Source organism: Pyramidobacter sp. C12-8 (assembly GCF_002007215.1).
Taxonomy (GTDB): Bacteria; Synergistota; Synergistia; order Synergistales; family Dethiosulfovibrionaceae; genus Pyramidobacter.
In genome coordinates, this window is sequence record NZ_MUHX01000009.1 from 1 (window position 1) to 22,617 (window position 22,617).

The window sequence follows — 22,617 nt, forward strand, 5'->3', positions numbered from 1 at the left end:
TCCGCGAAGGCGGCCACACCGTCGGCGCCGGCGTCGTCTCCCAGATCCTCGAGTAAGCGGAGGCCGTGTCGTGTCCAAAAAAATCAGAATTCGTCTCAAAGCGTTCGATCACCGCGTACTCGATACCTCCGCCGTCCAAATCGCTGAAACCGCGGCTCGCAGCGGCGCCAAGGTCGCCGGTCCGATCCCGCTTCCTACGGAGATCAACAAGTTCTGCATCCTCACATCACCTCATGTCAATAAGGATGCCCGCGAGCACTATGAAATGAGAACCCACAAGCGTCTCATCGACATTTTCGATCCGACGCAGAAGACGATGGAAGCATTGATGCAGCTGAATCTTCCCTCTGGTGTCGATATCCAGATCAAGCTCTAACCGAGCGGGAAGCTCTGAGCCAATAAAGCTGAATCTCCCTCGCTGGAGGGAGCTCTGAGCAAAGGAGAGTGTATTGTAGTATGAGTCTTGGTATTCTTGGACAGAAGCTGGGGATGACCCGCGTATTTAACGAAGCGGGGCAGTCCGTTCCGGTGACCGTTATCGCTGCTGGCCCTTGCCCTGTGGTCGATGTCCGTACCCCTGAGAAAAACGGTTACAGTGCCGTTCTTCTCGGTTTGGGCGAACGTAAGCCTCACAAGGTCACGAAGCCGCTTCAGGGTATGTATGACCGCTGCGGTGTAAAGCCCTGTCGTTGGCTGCGTGAATTCCGTATTGAGAATTCCGCCGAGTATAAAGCTGGTCAGATTGTCGACGTGGCCGTCTTTGCCGAGGGCGAGACGGTCAGCGTCACCGGCACCAGCAAGGGGAAAGGATTCGCGGGCGTTATGAAGCGCTGGAACTTTGGTGGTCTTCAGGCGAGTCATGGCGTGTCCGTGTCGCATCGTAAGCCGGCCTCAAGCGGCGCCAGCAGCTATCCGAGCCATATTTTCAAGGGCAAGACGATGCCCGGACATCTCGGCAACGAGCGCGTCACCATCAAGAATCTGACCGTCGTCGCAGTTGATAAGGAGAACAACCTCCTTCTCATCAAGGGTGCGGTTCCTGGCGCCAAAAACGGCCTCGTCCTGATTCACAAGCAGGACTAGGCTGAAGGAGGATCAACGAAATGCCTGTTATCAAGATTATGAATATCAGCGGAGAAATCGTTGGGGAGAAGACGCTCTCGGACGAAGTCTTCGGCGCTTCTGTTCATGTTTCTGCGATGCATCAGGTTGTAGTGGCTCAGTTGGCTCATGCCAGACAAGGGACAGCCAGCACCAAGATGCGCGGCGAAGTTCGCGGCGGCGGCAAGAAGCCATGGAAACAGAAACATACCGGGCGCGCGCGCGCGGGCAGCAGCCGTTCGCCTCTCTGGGTCGGCGGCGGCGTGGTTCACGGGCCCAAACCCCGTTCCTACAGCCTGAAAGTCAATAAGAAGGTCCGCGCCCTGGCGATGCGCAGTGCTCTTTCGATGCGGGTGATTGAGCAGTCGCTTTGTGCGGTGGAGAGCTTTGGCTTTGAGGTCCCGTCCACGAAGAAGATGAAAGGTTTCATCGATTCTCTGAAGGCCAAAAAGGTCCTGTTCCTGCTTGACCAGAGAGATGAAAATGTTGTCAGATCCGCCAGCAACATCCCCGGCGCCAAGGTCCTTCATGTTGACAGCATCAACGTGCTTGACCTGGTTCATCATGATCATGTCGTAGCCACGCCGGCGGTTCTCGAAAAGCTTGAGGAGGTGTACGCTCGATGAATCTTGTAGCTCATGACATCATCATCCGTCCTGTGGTTACCGAGAAGAGCAGCCGCTTGATGGAAATGAACAAGTACACCTTCGAAGTTCATCCTATGGCCAATAAGATTGAGATTCGCAAGGCTGTCGAGGTTGTCTTCAAGGTTAAGGTCAAGAGCGTCCATACGGTGAAGGTCCATTCCAAGCCCAAGCGCATGGGAGCTTTTCTTGGCAAGAGCCGCGCGTGGAAAAAGGCCATCATCACGTTAGCCGAGGGAGAGCGCATCCAGTTCTTCGAAGGCGCTGGCGCCTAGCGATTGGAGGAAATCTGAAAATGGCAATCAAGGAATTCAATCCCTACACCGCCAGTAGACGTCATATGACGGTTCTAAGCCGTGAGGACATCACGAAGCAGAAGCCTGAGCGCTCTCTGCTTGCCGGCAGAAAGAAAAGGACGGGCGGCCGCAACAATTACGGGCGCAGGACTATGCGTTTCATCGGTGGTGGTCACATCCGCCGCCTGCGCATCGTCGATTTCAAGCGCGATAAAATTGGCGTCCCCGGTCGCGTTGCGGCGATCGAATATGATCCCAACCGTTCTGCGCGTCTGGCGTTGATTTTCTACGTCGACGGCGAAAAACGCTACATCCTCTGCCCCGACCAGCTTCATGTCGGCGATACGATCATGGCGGGGCCCGAGGCGGATATCCGCCCCGGCAACGCCAAGAAGTTCAAAAACATTCCTGACGGCACGTTGGTTCACAACATCGAGCTCGAACCCGGTCGCGGCGCCAAGCTGGTCCGTTCCGCCGGCGTCAGCGCTCAGCTGATGGCCAGAGAAGGCAAGTTCGCATTTGTGCGCATGCCCAGCGGCGAACTTCGCAAGTTCCTGCTTGAGTGCACCGCTACTATTGGCGTGGTTGGCAACGGCGAACACGAAAACGTCTCGTTGGGCAAGGCCGGCAAGACTCGCTGGCTGGGACGCAAGGGACGCATCCGCGCTATGATTCAGAACCCTGTCGACCACCCCATGGGCGGCGGAGAGGGCACCACGAAATCGCATCATCACCCCTGTTCGCCTTGGGGCACCCCTGCGAAGGGCTATCGTACTCGTGCGCGTAAGCCTTCTGACAAGTTCATTGTCAGACGTCGTTACGCCAAGTAGTAGGGTAAGGAGGACAAAATATGGCACGTTCTGCTAAAAAAGGACCCTACGTCGAGGCGAGGCTCCTCAAGAGGGTCGAGGAACTGAACGGAAGCGGCACGAAAAAGGTTCTCAAGACCTGGTCGCGCGCTTCCATGATCGTTCCGCCTATGGTTGGTCATACAATCGCTGTTCATAATGGCCGTACCCATGTTCCGGTCTATATCAGCGAGAACATGATCGGTCATAAGTTGGGTGAATTCGCGCTGACCCGTCGTTTTACCGGCCACAGCGGTCAGGAGCGTTCGATTCCGACCGCGGCGGCAGCGCCGAAGGCTAAGTAAAGGGGGACATTGACGTGCAGGCTTATGCAGTTGCCAAGGCGGTTCGTATTTCGCCTTATAAAGTTCGTCAGGTACTGCCTTTGATTCGTGGCAAAAAAGTTGGAGATGCCATGATGGTTCTCCGTTATACCCCGAAGAAAGCTGCCCGACTTGTGGAAAAGGTGCTGAAGAGCGCCGTCGCTAATGCTGAGTTCAACTTTGGCATGGATGTTGAGAAGCTGAAGGTTGTCGAGGCCAAAGCCGATCAGGGCCCCAGCATGAAACGTTTTCGTCCCGCGTCTATGGGGCGGGCTCATGCGTATGTGCATCGTACCAGTCACATCACTGTGACGGTCGCCGAGTAAGGGGGAAAGGACTTATGGGTCAGAAAGTTCATCCGATCGGTTATCGTATCGGCGTGATCCGCGACTGGGAATCCAAGTGGTATGCGGTTGGTAAAAATTATGTGAAGAATCTTCACGAGGATATCAAGCTGCGCACCTGGATCAAGAATCGCTGGGAAGGCGCCGGCATTTCTCGCGTCGAGATTGAGCGCGTGGGCAAAGTAATTCGTTTCACGCTATGGACGGCTCGTCCTGGTGTGGTGATCGGCAAACAGGGCGCCGAGCTGACGAAAGTGAAAGACGAGCTCCAGGCTTTGACCGGCACCCGCGTGATGCTGAACGTTCAGGAGATCAAAAATCCCGACGTCGACGCGCAGCTTGTGGCCGAAGGTATCGCCTCCGCGCTGGAGCGCCGCGTCAGCTTCCGCCGCGCCATGAAGCAGGCCATGTTCCGTACCATGAAGGCCGGCGGTCTGGGCATCAAGATTCAATGTTCGGGACGTCTTGGCGGAGCGGAAATTGCCCGCACGGAGTGGTATAACGATGGGCGCCTTCCTCTTTCCACGCTTCGTGCTGACGTGGACTACAGTTGCGTCAAGGCCGTGACCATGTATGGCGCTATTGGTGTGAAGTGCTGGATCTACCGTGATGAGAAAGCCTTGAACACGGCAGCTCCTCGTCCAGTCCGCAGCAGAGCGAACAAAAGGGAAGGAGGCCGGGCCTAAATGTTGATGCCGAAAAGAACAAAGTTCCGTAAGCCTCATCGCGACTGCCTTGTGGGTGAAGCGAAAGGCGGGGCTTACGTGGCTTTTGGCGAGTTCGGCGTGCAGGCGATGGAATGCGCCTACATTACTGCCCGCCAGATCGAAGCGACCCGCGTTGCCATCAACCGTAAGATGCGCAAGGGCGGCAAGTTGTGGATCCGCATCTTCCCCGACGTGCCTTATACGAAGAAGCCTCTTGAAACCCGAATGGGAAAGGGAAAGGGCGCTCCGGAGTTCTGGGTATCCGCCGTTCGTAAAGGCCGCATCATGTTTGAGCTTGGCGGGATTCCCCGTGAAATCGCTGAGGAAGCGTTCCGCACGGCCTCTCACAAGCTTCCTATCAAGGTGCGGCTTGTGACCCGCGACAGTTTGGATGGTGAATAGTAATGGACGCCAAAAGTCTGCGTGAAATGACCGTTGAAGAGCTTATGAACAAGCACGACCAGTTCAAGGAAGAGCTGTTTAACCTGCGCTTCCAGAATGCTGTTGGTCAGTTGAAGAACACCAGCAGGATCAAAGAGGTCAAAAAGACCATCGCGAGAGTCCTTACCATTGTTCACGAAAAGGAACAGGGACTGAACGTGAACGCCGGAAGGAGGTAAGGCACAATGGAAGCTAAAACCCCTCATCGTAAGATGAAGATCGGAATCGTTGTCAGCGACAAGATGGAGAAGACGATTTCCGTCCGTGTGACCCGGCATGCCATGCACCCCGTGTACGGCAAGCGCATCATCAAGTCCAAGAAGTTCCTTGTGCACGATGCTGAGAACGCCTGCCGCATGGGCGACAGAGTCCAGTTTGCCGAAACTCGTCCTATGAGCAAGAACAAGCGCTGGACCCTCGTCAAGATCATTGAGAGAGCCCCCATCCTGGGCGGATCTGTCGAGGAGGATGTTTAACCGATGATTCAGTTAAATACAGTGCTTAACGTTGCTGACAACACGGGCGCGAAGCGCGTCAAGTGCATTCAAGTGCTCGGCGGCAGCCGACGCCGTTTCGGCTCGCTGGGCGATATCATTGTCTGCGCTGTAAAGGAAGCCATCCCCAACAGCAATGTTGCCAAGGGCAGCGTCGTCAAGGCTGTGATCGTTCGTACCAAAAAAGAGCGTCGTCGTGCGGATGGTTCCTACGTGCGCTTTGACGATAACGCCGCGGTTCTGATCGACGGCAACGGCGATCCGAGAGGAACTCGTATTTTTGGCCCAGTCGCCCGTGAGCTTCGCGCGAAGAAGTACATGCGCATCATCTCGCTGGCGCCCGAAGTTGTATAGGAGGCCTGCGTGATGAGCAAAATGCGTTTGAAGAAGGGTGACCGCGTCAGAGTCATCTCCGGTAAGGACAAGGGCAAAGAAGGCAAGATTCTTGTTTCCTTCCCCGCGGAAAACAAGGTTATCGTCGAAGGCGTAAGCGTTGCCTCGCGTCACAGCAAGCCCACTCAGGCCAATCCGCAGGGCGGCATCGTCAAGAAGGAGACGCCGATCTATGCCTCCAAGGTCATGCTGATTTGCCCCAACACCGGTAAACCCACCCGCGTTGGTCACGCTTTCCTGGAAGACGGCCGCAAAGTGCGCGTGGCCAAGGTTTCCGGCGAAATTGTCGACCAGCTCAAGTAGTGGAGGAGGCAAATCATGACCGTACGCGTGCTGGAAAAGTACAAGAGCGAAGTCGTGCCTGCGCTTCAGGCTCAGTTCGCTTATAAAAATCCCATGATGATGCCTAAGATCGTCAAGGTCGTCATCAATATCGGCGTTGGCGACGCCAAGAGCGACAGCAAGTTTATCGATGCCGCCGCCGCCGAGCTTGCCACGATCAGCGGACAGCGTCCGATGATCAAGAAGTCGAAGAAGTCCATCGCGAACTTCAAACTTCGCGAAGGTTCTCCCGTCGGCTGCAGCGTGACGCTTCGCGGCGTGCGCATGTGGGAGTTTCTCGACCGTCTGCTGAATCTCACTCTTGCTCGCATCAAGGACTTTCAGGGCGTGTCGAGAACGTCCTTCGACGGACGCGGCAACTACAACCTCGGCCTCAGGGACCAGCTGATTTTCCCCGAGATCGATTACGACAAAGTTGTCAAGCTTCGCGGTATGAACGTTACCATCGTGACGACTGCGAACACCGACGAAGAGGCTTTTGTCATGCTCGAGAAGCTTGGCATGCCTTTTGCGCACGCTGAATAGGAGGGGTTGAGATGGCGAGAAAAGCTCTGAAGAACAAAGCTGCGCTGACCCCGAAGTTTTCGACCCGCGGCTACAACAGATGCCCGATCTGTGGCCGTATGCACGGTTACATGAGAGATTTCGACATGTGCCGCTGCTGCTTCCGCAATCTTGCCCGCGAAGGCAAGATCCCTGGAATTGTCAAGTCGAGCTGGTAAATTACCGCTCTGAGAAAGGGGAACTTTCATGTACGTTAACGATCCGATTGCGGATATGCTCACGAGAATTCGCAACGCGAACATGGTCTACCATGAGAGCGTCGATATCCCGATCAGCAAGATGAAGCTGGGGATTGCGAAGATCCTGAAAAGTGAAGGTTACATCCGCAACTACAAGGTCCTCAACGACCCCAAAAAGCCCGCGGGCACCATTAAGGTCTTTATGAACTATGGTCCCAACCGCGAACGCGTCGTACAGGGCCTTCGCCGCATGAGTAAGCCCGGCCGCCGTGTCTATGTCGGCAAAGATAAACTGCCCAAAGTCATGGGAGGCTTGGGAATTGCCATTATTTCCACTTCCCAGGGTCTGAAGACTGACGCCGAGGCCAGGCTGCTTGGGCTCGGTGGAGAAGTCGTCTGCTATGTCTGGTAAGGCGAGGGATTAACATGTCAAGATTAGGACGTAAACCCGTCACGGTCCCGCAGGGTACCAGCGTAGAAGTCAAGGAAGACAGAATCGTTGTCAAGGGCAAGAACGGCCAGTTGTCCATGCCTCTTGTGGAGAACATCTCCGTCGAAGTCAAGGACGGCGCCGTTCACGTAGCCCGCGCCAACGAGGAGAAGCCCACCAAGGCCGCGCACGGCATGGTGCGCGCCATGATCAACAACATGGTTATCGGCGTCACCGAAGGGTACACCAAGACTCTCGAAATCGAGGGCGTTGGCTATCGCGCCGCCATGAAAGGCAAGAACCTCGGTCTGAGCTTGGGTTTTTCCCATCCGCTTGAAGTGATTCCTCCCGAGGGAATCACCTTTGCCGTGGAAGGCGCGACCAAGATTTTCGTCAAAGGCATCGACAAACAAGTTGTTGGCCAGATCGCTGCGATCATTCGCGGATACCGCGCTCCCGAACCCTACAAGGGCAAGGGCATTCACTATCTCGGCGAGCACATCCTGCGCAAGGCCGGCAAGACCGCTACTAAGTAAGACGAGGTGAGCCGATATGATTAAGACCAAGAGCAGAAATGAAATGCGTCTCCTTCGGCACAGCCGTCTTCGCAAGAGCGTTTCCGGCACCGCTGAGAGACCGAGACTGTCTGTTTTCCGCAGCCTGAAAGACATCTACGTTCAGGTGATCGACGACACCGTCGGTCATACGCTGATCTCCGTATCCACAAAGGAAAAGGTCGTGGCGCAGAGCCTTGAGTGCGGCCATTGCACGGTAGCCGCTGCCAAGGTTGTGGGCAAGCTTGTTGCGGAGCGTGCGAGGGAAAAAGGTATCACCGAGGTCGTCTTCGATCGCGGTGGCCACGTGTATCACGGCCGCGTTCAGGCGATCGCCGACGCCGCTCGTGAAGCCGGTTTGAAGCTCTAAGGAGGAATTTCAATGACCGAAAAACAGTCTGCGAGCGGTACCGAGCTGAACGAGCGCGTTGTCTTTATCAACCGTGTCAGCAAGACCGTCAAGGGCGGCAAGAGATTCCGTTTCAGCATCCTTCTTGCCGTCGGCGACGGTGAAGGCAACGTGGGCATCGGTATGGGCAAGGCTCGCGAAATTTCCGAAGCTGTCCGCAAGGGCATGGAAGACGCGAAGAAAGACATGATCCCTGTGAAGCGCAACGGCAAGACCATTCCTCATCCGGTGATGGGACGCTATGGCTCGGCGGCCGTTATGCTCCGCCCCGCCGCTGACGGTACCGGAGTTATCGCCGGCAGCGTCGTGCGCGCCATCATGGAGCTGGGTGGCATCAAGGACGTTATGACCAAGGTCGTCGGACACACCAGCAACCCCGTCAACGTCGCCCGCGCCACTCTGGCTGCCGTCGCTTCGCTGCGCACTCGTGACGAGATCATGGTTCTGCGCGGCAAGAAAAAGACGGAGAACGCTTAGGAGGTAAGGGACCATGGCTAAACTTCGTATTGTCTGGAAGAGGAGCGATATCGGCCGTCCTGAGCGTCAGTCGCGTACGATCAAGGCGCTGGGATTCCATAAGCTGAACTCGGTCGTCATTCACGAGGATACGCCCCAGATCCGCGGCATGGTTCGCGCGGTGGCTCACCTTGTCGAGTGCTCTGAAGTGAACGAGGAAGGGGGCAAAGCCAATGAATCTGAGTGATCTGCGTCCGGCCGAAGGTGCCAAGCACAAAGCGAAGCGCGTTGGCTGCGGCATCGGCAGCGGCAACGGCAAAACTGCCGGAAGAGGCACCAAGGGGTACGGCTCCCGTGCCGGCAGCGCTATCCGTCCCGGTTTTGAGGGCGGCCAGATGCCTTTGGTTCGCCGTACGCCCAAGCGCGGTTTCAACAATTACAATTTTGCTAAGGTATATCAGATCGCCAATCTGGGCGACATTGCCGAGATCTTCAAAGAAGGCGCTGTCATCACGGTGAACGAGCTCTTTGCGTACGGCTTGGTCCGCAATATGGATACGCCCGTCAAGATCCTTGGTGATGGCGAGCTTGACAAACCGCTGACGATCAAGGCAGAAGCCTTCAGCAAGTCTGCTGCTCAGAAGATTGCAGCTGCAGGCGGAACTGCTGAGGTGATTTAAAGTGGCTGATACCTTCCGCGACGTATTCAAACTTCCGGATCTCAAAAGGCGCATTCTCTTTACCTTGGGAATGCTGTTTGTTTTCCGCCTGGGAGCTCACATTCCTACGCCGGGCATCAACTCGGCGGCGATGTCGCAGCTCTTTGAAGGAAGTGGCGTTCTCGGTTTCCTTGACCTGTTTGCCGGTGGTGCGCTGAGAAGGTTCAGTCTTTTCTCGCTTGGTGTGGCGCCTTACATCAACGCGAGCATTGTTTTGCAGTTGGCCGCTGTCATTTTCCCCACGCTTGAGCGTCTTCAGAAAGAAGGTCCGCAGGGGCAGAAGAAAATGACGCAGTATACGAGGTATGGAGCGATCTTCTTCGCGTTTGTGCAGGCGGTCGGCATGGCCATGTGGCTGCGCCGCGCCGGGGTTCTGGCTGCGTCGGGACTTGATTTCTTTGTCGCTGTCATTACGGCGGTGACGGGATCGGTAGCCGTGATGTGGCTTGGCGAAGAAATGACCGATCACGGCATCGGCAACGGCATTTCCCTGCTGATCTTTGCCGGTATCGTTGCCCGTCTTCCCGAGGCTGTGATCCAGACGCTTTCGATGGTCAGCTCCGGTGAAATGAACGTCGTCACGCTGATTCTGGCGCTCGCCGTCATGGTCGCTGTTCTGGCGGGCGCTGTGCTCCTTGAACAGGGGCAGCGGCGTCTTCCCGTTCAGTACGCGAAGCGCGTCGTCGGCAACCGCGTCTACGGCGGACAGAGCAGTTTTATTCCGCTGCGTGTCAACATGGGCGGCGTCATGCCGATCATCTTTGCCTCGTCGCTGCTGATTTTCCCCTCGACGGTGCTTCGCCTTTTCCACGGCACAGAGCGGCTGGCGAATTACTTTGCGCCCGGCAGTTGGCTTTACACGGTCCTGTATGTAGTGCTGATCGTCTTCTTCAGTTTCTTCTACACGGCCATGGTCTTCAATCCGAGCGACATCGCGGACAACATGAAGAAAAACGGCGGCTTCATTCTCGGAATCCGTCCGGGCAAGCCTACGTCAGACTACATCGAAAAGATCGCCTCCCGCATCACGCTGGTGGGGTCGGTCTTTCTCGTCGTGGTCGCTCTTGTCCCCGATCTTCTGACCAACGTGTTCGGCATCACGAGTTTTTACTTTGGCGGAACGTCCGTCCTGATCATCGTGGGTGTGGCGCTGGAGATCGTCGAGCAGGTCAACAGTCAGCTTTTGATGCGCAACTATGAGGGCGTCCTCAAGCGTGCCAAGAGCGGCCGGGGATTGCTTCGCTTCTAGGGAGGACGGGAGATGAGGATTATTCTTGTCGGACCTCCCGGCGCAGGCAAAGGCACTCAGGCTGAGAAGATTGTCGCGAAGTACGGTGTCGCCCACATCTCCACGGGCGACATCCTTCGCGCCAACGTCACGGCTGGCACGGAGCTTGGCAGAAAAGCCAAGTCCTTCATGGACGCCGGCGCTCTTGTGCCTGACGACGTGATCGTCGGCATGATGCGCGGCCGACTCGCTGAAGACGACTGTCGGAAAGGGTTCATCCTCGACGGTTTCCCCCGCACCGTTCCTCAGGCCGAAGCGCTGACGGCGCTTCTGGCGGAGATGGGGATCGAGCTTGACGGTGTGATCCTTCTCGACGTGGACGACGAAACGGTCGTCGAACGTTTGTGCGGACGCCGCATGTGCAAGAAGTGCGGCCGGATCTTCCATGTCTCTTTCAAGCCTTCTGCGAAGGGAGACCGCTGCGATTCATGCGACGGCGAGCTCTACCAGAGGGACGACGACAGGGAAGAAGTGATCCGTCAGCGTCTGGCCGTGTATCATGATCAGACGGCTCCTCTTGTCGATTATTACGGCAAGGCGGGGCTTCTGCTCAGAATCGACGCTGCCGAAGCCGGGGACCAGGTTTTAAGCCGTATCGAAGCCATGCTTGAGAGGCGTGCATGATCTCTCTCAAGTCCGTTGGCGATATTGAGAAGATGCGCCATGCCGGTGCGATTCTTGCCGATCTTCTGATGAACTTGAAGGGGATCGTCAAACCCGGCATGACGACGGCCGATATTGATCGATATGCCGAAGACTTTATCAGGAAGAACGGCGCCGTTCCTTCCGAAAAGGGGTACGCGGTGCCGGGGATTTCTGAGCCTTATCCTGCTTCGGTCTGCACGTCGGTCAACGACGAAGTGGTCCATGGGATCCCCAGCGACAAACGGATCCTTGAGGACGGCGACATTGTCAGTGTCGATGTCATGGCCTCTTATCAAGGCCTCCACGCTGATGCGTGCTACACCTACGCGGTGGGCGACATTTCGCCGCAGAGGCAGGCGCTGCTTGACGTAACACGGGAAAGTCTGGATCGCGCGATCGCCAAGGTGAAAGCCGGAGCGACTCTCGGAGACATCGGAAACGCTGTGGAGTCTTTTGTGATTCCCAAAGGTTATGGCATAGTGCGGGAATATGCAGGACACGGAATTGGGCGTCATCCCCATGAGGCCCCGTCGGTCTTGAACTACGGTGAGCCCGGCACGGGAGTAACTCTTTTGAAGGGGATGACGATCGCCATCGAACCCATGATCATGTGCGGCGGCGAGACCCTGAAAGATGGAACGGACGGTTGGCTTGTTTCGACAGCCGACGGTTCTGATGCGGCCCATTTCGAAAAAACCGTCCTCGTCACGACGGACGGAGCAGAAATCCTGACTCCCTGGCACTAACCGGGATCTTTGAGGAGGTTCGTAAGGTTCCATGGCTAACAAGGACGATGTGATCGAGGTCCACGGCGAAGTTGAAGAGCCCTTGCCCAACGCCATGTTTCGCGTCAGGCTTGAGACGGGCCAGGTGATTCTGGCTCATGTTTCGGGAAAAATGAGGATGCATTTCATCCGTATTCTTCCCGGCGACAAGGTGTTGTTGGAATTGTCGCCTTACGACCTGACCAGAGGGCGGATCACTTACCGCTACAAGTAGTCGATATGCTGCCTCTGCGGCTGTTTGCAGCCGGGAGCGGAATGTCCATGAGGAGTGTGCAAACTATGAAGGTTAGATCATCTGTTAAACCCATTTGTGAGTATTGCCGAGTGATCAAGCGCAATGGCGTCATCCGCGTCATCTGCAGCCGCGATCCTCGTCATAAACAGCGTCAGGGAGCTAGGAGGTAACCGGTATGGCTCGAATTGCAGGAGTTGATCTTCCCCGCGACAAGCGTGTTGAGATCGGCCTCACCTACATCTATGGCATCGGTCTGAGCACGGCTCGTGAGATTCTCAAGAAGACTGGCGTGAACCCGGATACGCGCGTCAAGGATCTCACCGAAGAAGAAGCCCAGCTGCTTCGTTCCGAAATCGTCAACAATCACAAGGTGGAGGGCGACCTTCGCCGTGAGGTGTCCATGAACATCAAGCGGTTGATGGACATCGGCTGTTATCGTGGTATCCGTCACCGCCTGGGGTTGCCCTGTCGCGGCCAGCGCACCAAGACGAATGCCCGCACGTGGAAGAACCGCAAAGGACGTTCACGTCCCGTTGCCGGTAAGAAGACCGCATAACCAAGGGAGGTAACGTTCGTGGCCAATCGCACACAGCGTAAGAAGGAAAAGAAGAATATCAGCTACGGAGTCGCTCATATCTTCTCGACGTTCAACAACACCATCGTGAGCATCACCGACAAGGGCGGCGCTCTGCTGGCGTGGGCGTCGGGCGGCAACGTCGGTTTCAAGGGCGCCCGCAAGTCCACTCCCTTCGCCGCGCAGGTCGCTTCTCAGCAGGCCGCCAAAACGGCTCAGGATCACGGCCTTCGCGAGATCGACGTGGTCGTCAAGGGCCCCGGTCCAGGCCGTGAGTCTGCCATCCGCGCGCTTCAGGCCGTCGGCCTGCAGGTCAACTCCATCAGGGACGAGACCCCCATCCCTCACAACGGATGCCGTCCTCCCAAAAGACGCCGCGTCTAATACTTGTATTTTGTCGTTAAAGCTGCGTAGAATCCGTCGTAGCCTCAATCGGCTATGGAGTTATAGGAAGGGTGTGGGGATCTTTGGAGATTATGCGGCCTGAGATTCAAGTTGAAGAGTGTTCCAGTACCGCCGCGCGGCTGGTTATTGGTCCGCTCGAACGCGGTTATGGTCAGACGATAGGTAACGCTCTCCGTCGTGTGCTGCTTTCTTCGATCAAAGGAGCGGCGATCAGTGCGGTTCGCGTTGAAGGCGCTCAGCACGAGTTTACGACGATCCCCGGCATGAAGGAAGACGTTATCGAGCTGCTGCTGAATCTCAAGCACGTGCCTGTCCGCTCCCATAGCGCCGAATACCGTACACTGAAGCTGGATGTGGAAGGCGGAAAGAAGGTTACGGCAGCCGATTTTCAGGAGGACAGCGACATCGAGTTCATAGATCCCGACGCGTACATCTGCACGCTGGCGGAAGGGCATTCGCTTTCGCTCGAAGTTTACATCGAGCAGGGCGTCGGCTACGCCACGGTGGATCGTCCGCGCCCGAGCTATTTACCGGTAGACGCTCTCATGATCGACGCCATCTATTCCCCGATCCTTCGCGTCAAGTACGAAGTTCAGAACGAACGCGTCGGCCAAAAGACGGACTATGAAAAAATTGTGATGAACGTCACCACGAATGGCGTCGTCGCTCCCGATATCGCCGTCGCCGAAGCGGCGAAACTGCTTCGCGAGTATTTCGACATCGTCATTCAGGAGCTTCGCAAGCTTCATCCCGCCGAGCTCGGGCTGTTCGACGACGAAAGCGCGTCTCAGCCTTCCGGGAACAGTCAGGCCGGAGACGGCGCCGATAATCCGCCGGAGAATGCCCTGCTGAACAAACCGGTCAGGGAACTTGAACTTTCAATCAGAAGTGAAAACTGCCTGCTTCGCGGTGGCATTCATACCATTGGCGATCTTGTCAGCCGCAGTAAGGATGACTTGCTGAAGATCCGCAACCTGGGCAAGATCTCTCTTCGCGAGATCGAAGAGAAGATGACCAAGTACGGTATCGTCCTCAGTGACGACAAGGCAAGCGCAGAGAACTCAAGCAAGGAGGACTAAGTCCCTATGAGACATGGAGTTGCCCAGAGAAAGCTCGGCCGCAACGGCAGCCACAGACGCGCGATGCTGGCCAATATGGTCGCGAGCCTGATCCTTGAAGGCAGCATCGAGACCACGGTGACCCGCGCGAAGGAAGTTCGCCGCGTCGCCGAGCGTTTGATCACGCGCGCCAAGGGCGGCACGCTGCACGATCGCCGCATCGTCATTTCGCGCATGAACTACAAGGAAGCCGTCATCAAACTGTTTGACGACGTCGCTCCCCGTTTTGCGGATCGTCCCGGCGGATACACCCGTATCGTCCGTACCCGTTTCCGCGTCGGCGACGCGTCGCCCATGGCGGTCATCTCGCTGGTTGACTAAAAACGCCGGAAAATGGAACAACCCAATATGATCTCCCTGAGGGGTGTTGGCTATTCTTACTCCGACACGGGGAGGCCCGCGCTTGAGAACGTCAGTTTCGAAGTGCGGCAGGGCGAGTGGATCGCCCTGGTCGGCAGCAATGGCTCTGGGAAGTCCACGCTGGCCAAACACCTTAACGCCCTGCTCGTTCCGATGCAGGGCGCTTGTTTTATCTTGGGACGGGACTCCCGCGAGGAAGAAAATCTGTGGAAGATCCGCTCTTCCGTGTCGATGGTCTTTCAGAATCCCGAAAATCAGATCGTTTCCACGGTAGTGGAGGACGACGTGGCGTTCGGTCCGGAAAATCTCGGCCTGCCGGCGGCGGAGATCCGCCGCCGCGTGGACGAAGCCCTCAAAGTCTGCGGTCTTGCGGAGAAAGCCGACAAGGCGGTCTACACGCTGTCCGGCGGGCAAAAGCAGCGTTTGGCCATTGCCGGCGCTCTGGCCATGGGCACGCAGTGTCTGGTGCTCGACGAGCCGACGGCGATGCTCGATCCCGAGGGGCGCCGGGAAGTGGGGACGCTGCTGCGCGAGCTGCATGGACGCGGCATCACGATCGTGCAGGTGACGCACCGCCTCGAAGAGGTGATTGGCGCCGATCGCGTGATCGTTCTCGATCAGGGGCGCTTCGCCTGGGAAGGCACGCCGGATCAGCTTTTCCGCCTGAAAGACATCGGCGCCCGCTGGGGACTGGAAGTGCCGCCCGTCGTGATTCTTCGGGAGCGGCTCGTCGCCGCCGGGCTGATAGCAAAAGATACTCCGCCGACGGCGGAGGGGATAGGAACGGCTTTATGTCTATCGTCGTCGAAAATTTAAGCCACATTTACCATGAAAACACTGCCCTCCAGACGGCAGCTCTGGAGGGCGTTTCGCTGTCGATCGAACGCGGTCACTGGACCTCGTTCATCGGCCATACGGGCAGCGGCAAGTCGACGCTGGCTCAGCACCTGAACGCGATCCTGCGCCCTACGTCGGGTTCGGTGACGGTGGACGGCGCGGCGATCCTGCCGGAGAAAAAACGGGAGAAGACCGATTTTCGCGAGATCCGCCGCAAGGTGGGGCTGATCTTCCAGTATCCCGAGCAGCAGCTTTTCGAGGAGACGGTGCGCGAGGAGCTGGCTTTTGCGCCGCGCAACTGGGGCGTGCCGGAGTCCCGGATCGGCGAGCTGACGGCGGGGGCGCTGCGCGCGGTGGAACTCGACGATTCTTATCTGGAGCGCAATCCTTTCGGCCTCTCCGGCGGCGAGAAGAGGCGCGTGGCGATCGCCTCGGTGCTGACCTGCGCGCCGGATTATCTGGTGCTCGACGAGCCGACGGCGGGACTGGACGAGCGCGGCCGGGCGGCGCTGCTGAAGCTGCTGGACCGTATCCACCGCGAGGGCACGGGGATCGTGCTGGTCACTCACGATCTGGAGATCGCCTTTTCGCGCAGCGACCGCATTCTCGTGCTCGACCACGGGCGCTGCGCCGGTCTGGGCACGGCGGACGAGATCGCGGTGCAGCTGTACCGGCGGCCGGTTTCGGGGCTGGTGCTGCCTGAAGTGATGCTGACGGCGCTGAAGTTGCGCGAGCGCGGACTGCGCGCGCCGCTGACCTGCGATGCCGAAAGGCTGGCGCAGGCGCTGGTCCGCGAGAGGAGGCGGGGGCGTTGAAGTTTCTTGAGAACATGAGTTTCGGGCAGTACGTGCCCGCCCGTTCGTGGGTGCATCGCCTCGACCCGCGCGCCAAGGTGGGCGCGCTGGCGCTGCTGCTGACGGGGATATTCATGGCGGGGCGCCCCTACGATTGGATCCTCTGGGCGGCGGTGCTGTGGCTCTGCGCGGCGCTGGCGCAGACGAACGTGGCGTTTTTGCTGCGTTCGATCCGCACGGTGCTGTTCCTGATCGTTTTCACGGCGCTGCTGAATCTGTTCTTCGCGTCGGGGGAGCCTCTGTGGCAGTGGGGGATCTTCCGCGTCAGCCGGGAAGGCGTCGAGCTGGCCTGGACGATGGCGCTGCGGCTGACGCTGCTGGTGCTGTTCGCCAATCTGCTGACGCTGACGACCAGTCCGATGGCGCTGTCCGACGGGCTGGAGAGTCTCTTTTCGCCGTTCAAGCGCTTCGGTTTTCCGGCGCACGAACTGGCGATGATGATGACGATCGCGCTGCGCTTCATCCCCACGCTGCTGAGCGAGACGGACCGCATCCTCAAAGCGCAGCTGGCCCGCGGCGCGGACCTTGACCGCGGTTCGGTCGTCAGGCGCATGAAGGCGTTCATCCCCGTGCTGGTGCCGCTGTTCGTGATCGTCTTTCAGCGCGCCGACGATCTGGCGGTGGCGATGGAAGCCCGCTGTTACCGCGGCGGCGAGGGGCGGACGCGCATGAAGCCGTTTCGCTGGCGGGCGGCCGACACGGCGGCGCTGGTTTTCTGCGCGCTGCTGATCGCCGGCCAGAAGCTGCTGAACTGGGTGGTCGGCTGATGCCGCGCTATTCCTGCGTGATCAGCTACGACGGCGGCAAGTTCTGCGGCTGGCAGACGCAGCCCAACGGCGCCACCGTTCAGGAGTCGCTGGAGCGGGTCCTGTCGCTGCTGAACGGTTCGCCGGTGAAGGCAACGGGCGCAGGGCGCACGGACGCCGGCGTGCACGCGCGCGGACAGACGGCTTCCTTCCTGATGGACCGAGCCTGGGAGCCGCGGCGGCTTCTGCTGGCGCTGAACGCGAATCTGCCCGAGGGCGCGGCGGTTGCGTCGGTACGGGAGCGCCCGCCGGAGTTCGACGCGCGGCGCGACGCGCTGTGGCGCGAATACGCCTTTTTCGTGTGGCGCGGTTCATTCTGCTATCCAATGATGAAGCCCTACGTGTGGTGGAAAAAAAAGGACGACTGGGATCATGATCTGATCCGCCGCGGCTGCGCGCTGCTGGAGGGACGGCACGATTTCAGCGCGTTCTGCCGGGCCGGCGACCTGCCGGAAAACGCGGTGCGGCGCATGCACTTCGTGCGCTATATTCGCCGCGGCCGGCTGTCGGTCTTCCGCATCCGCGGCGACGCTTTTTTGACCAACATGGTGCGGATCATGGTTGGCAATCTGGACGCCGTCGCTTCGGGACGCCGGCCGCTCTCGTGGCTGGCCGCGCTGCTGGATGGCGCGAGCCGCAGCGACTCGGCGATGACGGTGCCGCCGGACGGGTTGTTTTTCTGGAAGGTTGGCTACAAGGACTAAAATAGGGTACAATAGAACAGTTTTGGAGAATGTGTTCTGACTCCCGTACGATTCAAAAGCTGACCAACTTCAGAAGGGAGGCTCTTCCTAAAATGTTTTCCCTGGGCAACGACATCGGCATCGATCTCGGCACCGCCACGGTGCTTATCTATATGAAAGGCAAGGGCATCGTGCTGCGCGAGCCTTCGTGCGTGGCGGTCGATCAGGATACGGGGCGTATCCTGGCCGTCGGCTACGAGGCGAAAAACATGGTGGGGCGCACGCCGGGCAACGTAGTGTCGGTACGCCCGCTGCGCGACGGCGTGATCGCCGATTATTCGATGACGGAAGCGATGATGCGCTACTTCATGAGGAAGATCAACCGCGGCCTGCACCGCTATTTCCGCAGCCGCGTGATGATCTGCGTGCCGTCGGGCGCGACCGACGTGGAGCGCCGCGCCGTGCTCGAGGCGGCGGTGGAGGTGGGCGCCCGCGATGCCTATCTGATCGAGGAACCGATGGCTGCGGCCATCGGCGCCGATCTGCACGTGGAGGAATCGCGCGGCAAGATGGTGGTCGACATCGGCGGCGGCACCACGGACATCGCCGTGATCTCGCTGGGCGGCTGCGTCATCTCCAAATCGCTGCGCATCGGCGGCGACAAGCTCGACGAGTGCATCATGCGCTACCTGCGCAAGCAGTACAATCTGGCCATCGGCGAGCAGATGGCGGAGAACCTGAAGATCATGATCGGTTCCTGCCTGCCCGACGGCGAGGAGAACAACATGACGCTGAAAGGCCGCGACCTGGTTCAGGGGCTGCCCCGCCAGATCGAGATCAACAGCCGCAGCGTGTGCTCGGCCATCATCGAGCGCATCCAGGCCATCGTCGACGGCGTCAAGAACGTGCTGGAGATGACGCCGCCCGAACTTTCCGCCGACATTATCGACCAGGGCATCGTGCTCACCGGCGGCGGCGCGTTGCTGCGCGGCCTGCCCGAGCTGATCGGCCGCAGCACCGGCATCAAGTGCGTCGTGGCCGATCGCCCCGCCGAGTGCGTGGCGCTGGGCACCGGATTGGCGCTGGCCAACATCGGCAAGCTTTCGGAGAAGGGGCAGGGCAGTTTTCTGTTCTCGGCCCGCCGTCAGCGAAAATGATCGAGACGACCTTGCCGGACGTTGAAGGGATCTCTTCAGGCCCCCGCAGAACCGCTCGGGAACTTCCCTGGTGGGCCTGCGGGGGCCTTCGTTTTGAATGTCTGGGGTGCGGCCGTTGCTGCCGAGGCGCTTCCGGCGGGATCTTCATGCGCCCCGTCGAGGAGCGGCGCATCGCCGCCGCGCTGAATCTGACGGCGGAACAGCTGCGTTCGCGCTTCGAGACGACGCGCTGGCGCTTTCCCAGCCTGAGAGAGACGGGCTGCGGCCGCTGCGTCATGAACGGCGACGACGGACGCTGCCGCGTTTACGCTTGCCGTCCCGTCGAGTGCCGCACCTGGCCGTTCTGGCCGGAGCTGCTCGAATCGCCGCAGACCTGGCAGGCGGCGGCTCACCGCTGCCCCGGCATGGATTCCGGGCCGCTATGGAGCCCGCGACGCATCGCCGCCGTGCTGGCGGCTCATGAAAATTACGCGGAGAAACTCTCCCGCGAATGGAGAAAGGAGGCTCGCTGATGGAAGAAAGCCTGTGGGAGCTGCTCACTGAAGTCAACTGGAAAATGATCGCGCTGACGCTCCTGGCCGGCGGCGTGTTGTCGATCATCGGCGACCGCGTCGGCATGAAATTCGCCAAACGCCGCGTGACGCTGTTCAACCTGCGTCCGAAGTACACCTCGTCGATCCTGACCGCCTGCACGGGCATGCTGATCTCGCTGTGCGTCATCGCCATTCTGGCCGTCGTTTCCGAATCGGTGCGCACCAGCCTGTTCTCCATGCAGTTCATCCAACGCCAGATCGTCGATCTGACGCGGCAGCTGCAGGACAGCCGCAACGAACAGCAGATCTCTTCGCTGTTGATCGTCGAGGCGCAGCAGCAGCTCACCAGCAAGGAAAAAGAGCTGGACGACCTGCAGACCCGGGCCGACGCGCTGCGCAAGACCACGGAAGAAATGCAGGCCGAACGCGACCGTCTCACCCAAGAACGCGCCAGGCTCGAAGAGGACGTGAACCGGATCCGCACGACGCTGGGCAAACTTCAGGAAGGGCGTATCGTCGCCTTCTCCGACGAGCGCCTCGGGCAGGAAGTGATCCCCGAAGGCGTCGCCAGCGAGGCGGAAGCCCGCAGGTACCTGGACCGTCTCAACGAGCGCGTGCGCTTTGAAGTGGCCCGCCGTTCCGACGCCGTGCCTACCTCGATCTCCCTCGAAGAGGATCCCGAGTCGCTGCAGAACGCCATGCAGCGCATCCTCGCCTATGACAGCCGCAAAGTCGTGCGCGCCATGGTGCCGCAGAACATCGCCGCCGGCGAGACGGTGCGCGTCGTCTACCGCGTTTACGAGAGTTCGCTGGTTTTTCGCAAGGAGGAAGCGCTGATCACCCGCGTGCTGCGTTTCAAACCCAGCGCCGAGCAGGCCGAGACCATGCTCAGCTACATGCTGCGCGAGCTGAACCGCATGGCGACATCCAGCGGCATCCTCAACGATCCGCTGACCGGCATGGTCGGCGGCATCCCCGCCAACGACTTTTACGACGGCGTCGAGCGCCTCGCCGCCGCGAAAGCGCCGCTGCGCGTCACCCTGCTGGCCGCCCGCGACATCTACAGCGAAGGTCCTGTGAGCGTGAAAATCGTCGTGGAACAGAACGTGAGCCTCGACAACCTCGATTCACTGGACGAAGAGCTGCCCGATCTTACCGCCGCGGAGCGGGGGAATTCTTCCGTACTGGCGAAGACGACGGGCCGAAAATGAACTGGCCGCCTGTCGCCGAACTGCTGGGCCATCTGCTGATGCCGGAAAGCTGCCCCGTCTGCGGAAAACTGGCCTCCCCGCTCTGCCCCGAATGCCTGGAAAAAATTTCCGCTCCCGAGCCGCCCCTGCCGCACTGCCTGTGCTGCGACGGAGCTTCGCCCTGCAAACGCCACGGCCGGCGCTATGAAGCGCGCGCCCTGACGCTGCACAAAGGCGAGGCGCGCGAGCTGCTGCTGACGGTCAAGTACGGCGGCTCCGGCGTGGCGGCGCGGAAAATGGGCGTTGCGTTGACCCGGCTGGTCGGCGAAAATGAGCGTCGGGGCGGATGGACCATCGTCCCCATTCCGCCGCATCCGCGCGTATGCTTTTTTCCTCGCGGCGACAGCCACCTGCAGTGGATGGCCCGCGGCCTTGCCGGCGCCCTCGGCGTGCCCGTGCGGGAATGCCTGCGCTGGAAGGAAAAACGCACGCCGCAGAAGCAGCAGCCCGATTCGCAGTCACGCCGCGCCATGCCCGAAGACAGCTTCGTCTGCGCCGGCGCGGCGCCCGAACGAGTCTTCCTGCTCGACGACGTCAGCACCACTGGCACCACACTGCTGCGCGCCGCCCAGTGCCTCTACGGCGTCGGAGCGCAGCAGGTGATCAGCCTGTGCTGGAGCGTCGCCTGGCGGACGTGAGGCACAAAACAAACGGCTCCGCGCTCAAAGCGGCGAGACCAACGAACGCATGCTCGTTGGTCTCGCCGCTTTGAGCGCGGAGCCGCTGTTTTTTCAAAAAATTCTGCGTGCCGCGAAGTATGGAAGGTCACAACGTTTTTGTACGTACTACAGAGAATCACTGTACAACTCCGTCAGAGCTTTTGCTGTTTCCACGAGGGCCGGACAGTTTTTGAGGGCAGACGTCTGACTTTCGGAAGATGGGTAAATGTATTGTATGGCGCCGATGGCCACTCTCCCGTGAGGGACAATAACGGCCGCGACGTTGGATATTCCCATTTGGTATTCGTCCTGGGACACGTCATATCCCCTTTCTCTCGTCGTTTCGACACGGAGGTAAAGATGTTCCAGCGTCTTTATCGTGCAAGGAGTAAAGGGCGTGATTTTTGAGAGATCCCAAAGTTTTTTGATCCGGTCGTTGTCATAGGTAGAGAGGATGGCGATGCCGGCGGAGCAGGCGTACATCGGCACACGGAATGCGGGAAGATCGACCGTCGCCTTTTCTCTCCAGTTCCCCGTTCGTGCGACGGAGATTACGTCGAACATCTCGGGTACGCACAAAGAGACGGTACGGAAGGTGCTTGATGATAATTTTTCCAGAAACGGAAACGCCGCTCGTATAAATGTTTGTCCTGCGAGATATTTTGTGCCAAGTTCGTAAAGTTTGTAGCTGAGTTTGTACCTTCCGCTATTTTCTTTGCGATTCAGAACATAGCCGAGAGAAATCAACGAGCGCAGCAAACGGTGGACGGTGCTGCTGCTTAGGCCGGACTCCTCTGAGATCTCGGTGAGATACAATCCCTGCGAATTTTTTGCGAGCAGCTCAAGAATCGCAACGGTTCTCTCTACTGACTGCAATGCTTCATGATAATTATATTCGTTGGACAACGCAAGATCTCCTTTGCAAAAAATCTTTTAGGCAGTATATACCAAATTGACGGCCAGGGCAATGTCTGTCAGTAATTTTCTTACCCCTTATCCAAAACAGGACGGTGTTTTTTGCGTTGTTTGGCAGGAAGTAAAAGTTATACACTTTTTGAGAGCAGCAATCGCCGGCATTTGTGTTTATAGTGTCGAATCAGTTTTTATTTTGCGCGTATAGTGATTTAGCACAATATCATTTCGGTTGTTATATTTTACAGAATTTTATTTTTAGATATTGACAT

39 protein-coding genes are annotated in these 22,617 nt (G+C 58.5%); 38 read left to right on the top strand and 1 reads right to left on the bottom strand.

Annotated features, from left to right (window positions below):
• Positions 1-70: 70 nt before the first annotated feature.
• The 38 genes from rpsJ to B0D78_RS04960 all read left to right on the top strand — a co-directional run bounded on the left by rpsJ (position 71) and on the right by B0D78_RS04960 (position 21,412).
• On the top strand, positions 71-376 hold the full coding sequence (rpsJ, locus tag B0D78_RS04775; protein WP_078015853.1) for a 30S ribosomal protein S10: 306 nt from the start codon (positions 71-73) through the stop codon (positions 374-376).
• A gap of 80 nt (positions 377-456) precedes the next feature.
• Complete coding sequence (gene rplC / locus B0D78_RS04780) at positions 457-1,083, top strand: 50S ribosomal protein L3 (RefSeq protein WP_078015854.1); 627 nt, start codon at positions 457-459, stop codon at positions 1,081-1,083.
• 20 nt (positions 1,084-1,103) lie between these two features.
• On the top strand, positions 1,104-1,727 hold the full coding sequence (gene rplD, locus B0D78_RS04785; RefSeq protein WP_078015855.1) for a 50S ribosomal protein L4: 624 nt from the start codon (positions 1,104-1,106) through the stop codon (positions 1,725-1,727).
• A complete protein-coding gene (gene rplW, locus B0D78_RS04790; RefSeq protein ID WP_009165422.1) occupies positions 1,724-2,020 on the top strand; it encodes a 50S ribosomal protein L23 in 297 nt (98 codons plus the stop codon). The genes rplD and rplW overlap by 4 nt, the downstream gene beginning before the upstream one ends.
• A 20-nt stretch (positions 2,021-2,040) precedes the next feature.
• Positions 2,041-2,871 carry a 50S ribosomal protein L2 gene (gene rplB, locus B0D78_RS04795; protein ID WP_078015856.1) on the top strand — a complete coding sequence of 277 codons (831 nt, stop codon included), beginning with the start codon at positions 2,041-2,043 and terminating at the stop codon, positions 2,869-2,871.
• Between the two features lie 20 nt (positions 2,872-2,891).
• Positions 2,892-3,194, top strand: a complete 303-nt coding sequence (gene rpsS, locus B0D78_RS04800) for a 30S ribosomal protein S19 (protein ID WP_078015857.1) — start codon at positions 2,892-2,894, stop codon at positions 3,192-3,194.
• A 14-nt stretch (positions 3,195-3,208) separates the two neighbouring features.
• Complete coding sequence (rplV, locus tag B0D78_RS04805; RefSeq protein ID WP_009165420.1) at positions 3,209-3,538, top strand: 50S ribosomal protein L22; 330 nt, start codon at positions 3,209-3,211, stop codon at positions 3,536-3,538.
• Between the two features lie 14 nt (positions 3,539-3,552).
• Complete coding sequence (rpsC, locus tag B0D78_RS04810; RefSeq protein WP_078015858.1) at positions 3,553-4,242, top strand: 30S ribosomal protein S3; 690 nt, start codon at positions 3,553-3,555, stop codon at positions 4,240-4,242.
• Positions 4,243-4,665: a 50S ribosomal protein L16 gene (rplP, locus tag B0D78_RS04815; protein WP_078015859.1), complete on the top strand. Its 423-nt coding sequence runs from the start codon at positions 4,243-4,245 to the stop codon at positions 4,663-4,665.
• A 2-nt stretch (positions 4,666-4,667) separates the two neighbouring features.
• The gene (rpmC, locus tag B0D78_RS04820; protein ID WP_078015860.1) at positions 4,668-4,883 is read left to right on the top strand and encodes a 50S ribosomal protein L29; all 216 of its coding nucleotides are present in this window, start codon (positions 4,668-4,670) and stop codon (positions 4,881-4,883) included.
• Positions 4,884-4,889: 6 nt separating this feature from the next.
• Positions 4,890-5,180, top strand: coding sequence for a 30S ribosomal protein S17 (rpsQ, locus tag B0D78_RS04825; RefSeq protein WP_009165416.1), 291 nt, complete (start codon positions 4,890-4,892; stop codon positions 5,178-5,180).
• Positions 5,181-5,183: 3 nt separating this feature from the next.
• A complete protein-coding gene (rplN, locus tag B0D78_RS04830; protein ID WP_009165415.1) occupies positions 5,184-5,552 on the top strand; it encodes a 50S ribosomal protein L14 in 369 nt (122 codons plus the stop codon).
• A 12-nt stretch (positions 5,553-5,564) separates the two neighbouring features.
• Positions 5,565-5,894: a 50S ribosomal protein L24 gene (gene rplX, locus B0D78_RS04835; RefSeq protein WP_229769299.1), complete on the top strand. Its 330-nt coding sequence runs from the start codon at positions 5,565-5,567 to the stop codon at positions 5,892-5,894.
• Between the two features lie 15 nt (positions 5,895-5,909).
• Positions 5,910-6,458, top strand: coding sequence for a 50S ribosomal protein L5 (rplE, locus tag B0D78_RS04840; RefSeq protein ID WP_078015861.1), 549 nt, complete (start codon positions 5,910-5,912; stop codon positions 6,456-6,458).
• A gap of 11 nt (positions 6,459-6,469) precedes the next feature.
• Positions 6,470-6,655: a type Z 30S ribosomal protein S14 gene (locus tag B0D78_RS04845; protein WP_009165412.1), complete on the top strand. Its 186-nt coding sequence runs from the start codon at positions 6,470-6,472 to the stop codon at positions 6,653-6,655.
• A 28-nt stretch (positions 6,656-6,683) separates the two neighbouring features.
• Positions 6,684-7,088: a 30S ribosomal protein S8 gene (rpsH, locus tag B0D78_RS04850; protein ID WP_009165411.1), complete on the top strand. Its 405-nt coding sequence runs from the start codon at positions 6,684-6,686 to the stop codon at positions 7,086-7,088.
• A gap of 14 nt (positions 7,089-7,102) precedes the next feature.
• Positions 7,103-7,642 (top strand): 50S ribosomal protein L6, encoded by a 540-nt coding sequence (gene rplF, locus B0D78_RS04855; protein ID WP_078015862.1) that lies wholly within the window; start codon positions 7,103-7,105, stop codon positions 7,640-7,642.
• Between the two features lie 16 nt (positions 7,643-7,658).
• The gene (gene rplR, locus B0D78_RS04860; protein ID WP_078015863.1) at positions 7,659-8,030 is read left to right on the top strand and encodes a 50S ribosomal protein L18; all 372 of its coding nucleotides are present in this window, start codon (positions 7,659-7,661) and stop codon (positions 8,028-8,030) included.
• Positions 8,031-8,042: 12 nt separating this feature from the next.
• Positions 8,043-8,546 (top strand): 30S ribosomal protein S5, encoded by a 504-nt coding sequence (rpsE, locus tag B0D78_RS04865; protein ID WP_078015864.1) that lies wholly within the window; start codon positions 8,043-8,045, stop codon positions 8,544-8,546.
• A gap of 13 nt (positions 8,547-8,559) precedes the next feature.
• A complete protein-coding gene (gene rpmD / locus B0D78_RS04870; protein ID WP_078015865.1) occupies positions 8,560-8,772 on the top strand; it encodes a 50S ribosomal protein L30 in 213 nt (70 codons plus the stop codon).
• Positions 8,759-9,205 (top strand): 50S ribosomal protein L15, encoded by a 447-nt coding sequence (gene rplO, locus B0D78_RS04875; protein ID WP_009165406.1) that lies wholly within the window; start codon positions 8,759-8,761, stop codon positions 9,203-9,205. The genes rpmD and rplO overlap by 14 nt, the downstream gene beginning before the upstream one ends.
• A gap of 1 nt (position 9,206) precedes the next feature.
• Entirely contained in the window at positions 9,207-10,493 is a 1,287-nt protein-coding gene (gene secY, locus B0D78_RS04880) for a preprotein translocase subunit SecY (protein WP_078015866.1), read from the top strand.
• Positions 10,494-10,505: 12 nt separating this feature from the next.
• On the top strand, positions 10,506-11,156 hold the full coding sequence (locus B0D78_RS04885) for an adenylate kinase (protein ID WP_078015867.1): 651 nt from the start codon (positions 10,506-10,508) through the stop codon (positions 11,154-11,156).
• Entirely contained in the window at positions 11,153-11,923 is a 771-nt protein-coding gene (gene map, locus B0D78_RS04890; protein WP_078015868.1) for a type I methionyl aminopeptidase, read from the top strand. The genes B0D78_RS04885 and map overlap by 4 nt, the downstream gene beginning before the upstream one ends.
• A gap of 31 nt (positions 11,924-11,954) precedes the next feature.
• The gene (gene infA / locus B0D78_RS04895) at positions 11,955-12,176 is read left to right on the top strand and encodes a translation initiation factor IF-1 (RefSeq protein WP_009165402.1); all 222 of its coding nucleotides are present in this window, start codon (positions 11,955-11,957) and stop codon (positions 12,174-12,176) included.
• Between the two features lie 65 nt (positions 12,177-12,241).
• A complete protein-coding gene (rpmJ, locus tag B0D78_RS04900) occupies positions 12,242-12,367 on the top strand; it encodes a 50S ribosomal protein L36 (RefSeq protein ID WP_009165401.1) in 126 nt (41 codons plus the stop codon).
• A gap of 5 nt (positions 12,368-12,372) precedes the next feature.
• Complete coding sequence (gene rpsM, locus B0D78_RS04905) at positions 12,373-12,753, top strand: 30S ribosomal protein S13 (protein ID WP_009165400.1); 381 nt, start codon at positions 12,373-12,375, stop codon at positions 12,751-12,753.
• 18 nt (positions 12,754-12,771) lie between these two features.
• A complete protein-coding gene (gene rpsK, locus B0D78_RS04910) occupies positions 12,772-13,155 on the top strand; it encodes a 30S ribosomal protein S11 (RefSeq protein ID WP_009165399.1) in 384 nt (127 codons plus the stop codon).
• Between the two features lie 92 nt (positions 13,156-13,247).
• Positions 13,248-14,255, top strand: a complete 1,008-nt coding sequence (locus B0D78_RS04915; protein WP_078015869.1) for a DNA-directed RNA polymerase subunit alpha — start codon at positions 13,248-13,250, stop codon at positions 14,253-14,255.
• Positions 14,256-14,261: 6 nt separating this feature from the next.
• Positions 14,262-14,615, top strand: coding sequence for a 50S ribosomal protein L17 (gene rplQ / locus B0D78_RS04920; RefSeq protein ID WP_078015870.1), 354 nt, complete (start codon positions 14,262-14,264; stop codon positions 14,613-14,615).
• A 12-nt stretch (positions 14,616-14,627) separates the two neighbouring features.
• Complete coding sequence (locus B0D78_RS04925; protein WP_078015871.1) at positions 14,628-15,470, top strand: energy-coupling factor transporter ATPase; 843 nt, start codon at positions 14,628-14,630, stop codon at positions 15,468-15,470.
• Entirely contained in the window at positions 15,446-16,306 is an 861-nt protein-coding gene (locus B0D78_RS04930; RefSeq protein ID WP_078015872.1) for an ATP-binding cassette domain-containing protein, read from the top strand. Before B0D78_RS04925 ends, B0D78_RS04930 begins: the two co-directional genes overlap by 25 nt.
• On the top strand, positions 16,303-17,112 hold the full coding sequence (locus B0D78_RS04935) for an energy-coupling factor transporter transmembrane component T family protein (protein ID WP_078015873.1): 810 nt from the start codon (positions 16,303-16,305) through the stop codon (positions 17,110-17,112). Before B0D78_RS04930 ends, B0D78_RS04935 begins: the two co-directional genes overlap by 4 nt.
• On the top strand, positions 17,112-17,855 hold the full coding sequence (gene truA, locus B0D78_RS04940; protein ID WP_078015874.1) for a tRNA pseudouridine(38-40) synthase TruA: 744 nt from the start codon (positions 17,112-17,114) through the stop codon (positions 17,853-17,855). Before B0D78_RS04935 ends, truA begins: the two co-directional genes overlap by 1 nt.
• A gap of 92 nt (positions 17,856-17,947) precedes the next feature.
• Positions 17,948-18,991 carry a rod shape-determining protein gene (gene mreB, locus B0D78_RS04945; RefSeq protein WP_078015875.1) on the top strand — a complete coding sequence of 348 codons (1,044 nt, stop codon included), beginning with the start codon at positions 17,948-17,950 and terminating at the stop codon, positions 18,989-18,991.
• Entirely contained in the window at positions 18,988-19,503 is a 516-nt protein-coding gene (locus B0D78_RS04950; RefSeq protein ID WP_078015876.1) for a YkgJ family cysteine cluster protein, read from the top strand. The genes mreB and B0D78_RS04950 overlap by 4 nt, the downstream gene beginning before the upstream one ends.
• Positions 19,503-20,735, top strand: coding sequence for a DUF3084 domain-containing protein (locus B0D78_RS04955; RefSeq protein WP_168170012.1), 1,233 nt, complete (start codon positions 19,503-19,505; stop codon positions 20,733-20,735). The genes B0D78_RS04950 and B0D78_RS04955 overlap by 1 nt, the downstream gene beginning before the upstream one ends.
• Entirely contained in the window at positions 20,732-21,412 is a 681-nt protein-coding gene (locus tag B0D78_RS04960) for a ComF family protein (RefSeq protein WP_078015878.1), read from the top strand. Before B0D78_RS04955 ends, B0D78_RS04960 begins: the two co-directional genes overlap by 4 nt.
• Positions 21,413-21,559: 147 nt before the next feature.
• Here B0D78_RS04960 and B0D78_RS04965 read toward each other — a convergent pair whose 3' ends face one another.
• Entirely contained in the window at positions 21,560-22,339 is a 780-nt protein-coding gene (locus B0D78_RS04965; RefSeq protein WP_078015879.1) for an IclR family transcriptional regulator, read from the bottom strand.
• Between the last annotated feature and the right edge of the window lie 278 nt (positions 22,340-22,617).